Here is a 2,349-nt window from a genome sequence, read left to right as displayed (position 1 = left end):
ATGGGCGATGAACAGCTTAAATCATCGTCCCAGAAAATGTCTCGGCTTCAAAACGCCGCACCAAGTATTTATGAAGCAGTTACAATCGCATCAACATGTGGTTGCACTTCGAAATTGAATCCGCCATCAGTTTTACCGATAGCCCCGCATAGATTCATCAATTCTGTCCGGCTATAAATAATGAAAAGGATAAAACCGTGCGTGAAGTAACAGGTGTTCTAAACATGTTAGGTAGTGGCACATCTAGTGTCAATCAAATCGGCAAATCATTTACCCATTACGACACAATAGAAATTGGTGATCAGATTTTGCAAAAACTGAGAACCGCACGAAGTCTGAATGATTTCATTGAGCGGGGTCTCGGACGTGAAGTCACTTTGTATTTGATTGGCAATCGGATTATTGGCGTCAAGCTACAAGATAGAAAATTGTATTACTGGAAACGAAGCAAAACTGTCGTGTTCATTTGCGTAGTGTTGATTCCTTTGTGGGGAATAGGACTGATTTACGCATTGCTGCTCAGAGATGATCTTCGCCATATCTTAGGTGCTCAGCCAAAACTAGCTGCTATGGGTGGTATTCCTTTGAAGAGCTGATCAATATAAAGTGTAAACATTGGAATGTACATTAGCTAGCTCACACTAAAAGACCGATTATGTTTTGGGAAAATCATATTCCTAATTTTAAAGCAGTCGGTTTTTACAAAAAAATGAAACATAGCATTGAGTAAAAGACTGATTTTTATCTGGTCTCAACAATAATTTTCAAAGAAAGTCTTCAATAGGATGGACTGGTCGGACACATAGACCAAGTGCAATGATTTTTATATGTAGGTCTGTGTGTCCGATATGTCCGTACAATAAATAACTGTTGAAACGTCAAATAAAATCTGATTTATAACGTGTTAGCCGTTTTTCGAAAAATCACGCGAGAGCATTTGAGATGCCGCCGACGCATTGTACATACCTACCCCTTTTATCTCTTTGGCGATTTCGTAACCTTCAGTCCTAAATTTTGCAAGCATTCCGCTTAACTCCGTCAACTTATTAGTGTTCAGAACCATTCTCACCGCGGTGCCTTTGAACCTATGTCCAAGTTCAATATGTGTCTTTCCATCGGCATTAAGTGAGATTCCATGATCTCCGCTGCATATGAGAAATGATCCGCCAAGACGACATATTCGGCTACTCATATAAAGACCAAAGCCAGAGTTGTGCCAAGGATCGTTTCGGTCTATACGAATACCTTCATAATTTTTACTTGATATAGCTGGCATTAAAGCTTGTTGAATTGCGTCGGAATCTGATTCTACTTGAATGAACGGATTCAATTTCAGCGATTCTTTAAGGCCAATTCCACCGTCGACAATAACTATCTCAACCTTATTATAGGTTGGCCAAAATTGAGCACAATATTCAATGGCCTTAGCTTGACTATGCTCGAGTACATTTCGCATGATTTCTCTTATAGAAAACGTCAATGCGTCTACCAAGTTTCCAGCTTCTTCCTGGGCTAATATTTTTGCCAAATGTCCAGCACGTCTTTCAATAATTTCTTGCTCAACTTCCCAATCTTTTCTAGCTTCGTCAATAATAGTTTGTCTTCGCAAGATTGTGTATGGAACGAACCGTTCATTTCCATCTATGCAGTTTGGCTCTCTCCCATGCTTTAAACCAAACGCTCTAAAAAAAGCCATATTTGCTGCATAATCTTTTTTTGATATCCATTGCAAGCCACTGTAGTCTCGACATTGGATCTATTGAAATCCCGTATATGTTTTGCCACATACACCATTGCAAATGGCTCAATTCTGCCCATTTGAGAAAAATCAATTAATACCCGTGCCTCACCAGCATGGCTTTGAACCTCTGAACAAAAGGAAAAAATTGCGTTTTCAGAACAACTATTTGGGAAAATTATTGCAGACAAAATTTGTCCGCCAGATTGCATTTAAAGGCACCAGAACCCTAAACTGGATATTCATTATTTCACTATCACTTGTCCATTCATAAGAAAGGGAAGTAACCAATCTCGCAGTGACTCCAATTCAGAATTTTCTTTTGGGATTTTTTTACTTTTTCTGATGTAAGGATTCTATAAAGCCATGAATTTTTTTACTATATTTTTAGGTGACATGCACTTAATACGGCACTTATAATGCCGCAGCCACGCAGTAAGTCAGCAGTAACCCAGATTTTTGATTCGTATTGAAGTATATTCATTGCGCGAGTTCAATTTTGAAGTGCAAGCGTATTTTTGAAGAATACCTGATTGGGTGTAAGGTATCCTAATCTTTTTCTTGGTCGATTATTCAGTCTATTCATGGCGTGATCAATCTCCTGTTGTGTA

2 protein-coding genes and 2 pseudogenes are annotated in these 2,349 nt (G+C 38.7%); 2 read left to right on the top strand and 2 right to left on the bottom strand.

Features of this window, described 5'->3' with window-relative positions; genetic code table 11:
* Together ACO0K1_RS19985 and ACO0K1_RS19980 are read left to right on the top strand one after the other, a co-directional pair.
* Nucleotides 1-118: pseudogene (locus ACO0K1_RS19985) on the top strand (IS30 family transposase); the annotation flags it as partial.
* A 79-nt stretch (nucleotides 119-197) separates the two neighbouring features.
* Nucleotides 198-596, top strand: a complete 399-nt coding sequence (locus ACO0K1_RS19980) for a hypothetical protein (RefSeq protein WP_423028935.1) — start codon at nucleotides 198-200, stop codon at nucleotides 594-596.
* Nucleotides 597-904: 308 nt separating this feature from the next.
* Here ACO0K1_RS19980 and ACO0K1_RS19975 read toward each other — a convergent pair whose 3' ends face one another.
* The gene (locus ACO0K1_RS19975; protein ID WP_423028933.1) at nucleotides 905-1,732 is read right to left on the bottom strand and encodes a hypothetical protein; all 828 of its coding nucleotides are present in this window, start codon (nucleotides 1,730-1,732) and stop codon (nucleotides 905-907) included.
* Nucleotides 1,733-2,231: 499 nt separating this feature from the next.
* A pseudogene (locus ACO0K1_RS19970) lies at nucleotides 2,232-2,349 on the bottom strand (IS30 family transposase); the annotation flags it as partial.

Source organism: Undibacterium sp. SXout20W (assembly GCF_049340285.1).
Lineage (GTDB): Bacteria > Pseudomonadota > Gammaproteobacteria > Burkholderiales > Burkholderiaceae_D > Undibacterium.
Note: the sequence above shows the minus strand (reverse complement) of the source record. Positions and strands in the feature narration are given on the sequence as shown.